Source organism: Bacillus sp. JJ664 (assembly GCF_036962205.1).
Taxonomy (GTDB): Bacteria; Bacillota; Bacilli; order Bacillales; family Bacillaceae_G; genus Gottfriedia.
In genome coordinates, this window is record NZ_JBALMS010000012.1 from 1 (window position 1) to 259 (window position 259).

The 259-nt window shown below is 46.3% G+C and carries 1 pseudogene; it reads right to left on the reverse strand.

Annotated elements, in window-relative coordinates:
• Positions 1-259 (reverse strand): annotated as a pseudogene (locus V7056_RS02085) (hypothetical protein); the annotation flags it as partial.

Consider the following 259-nt stretch of genomic DNA (forward strand, 5'->3'; position numbering starts at 1 on the left):
TTCGTTCGGTCCCATATATGCCGGTAATGTTTGTGGTGAATTTGGCCCTTCGAACGCTGGCAATGTTTGCGCGCCATTTGGTCCTGAAAATGCCGGCAATGTTTGTGCCCCATTTGGTCCTGAATATGCCGGCGATGTTTGTGCCGCATTTGAGTTTGGTCCTGAGTATGCTGGCAATGTTTGCGCCTTATTTCCTGTTTGAATTGGTGATACTTGTTGATTTGGCTTTCCTGTTTGGACTGGAGAAACTTGTTGATTT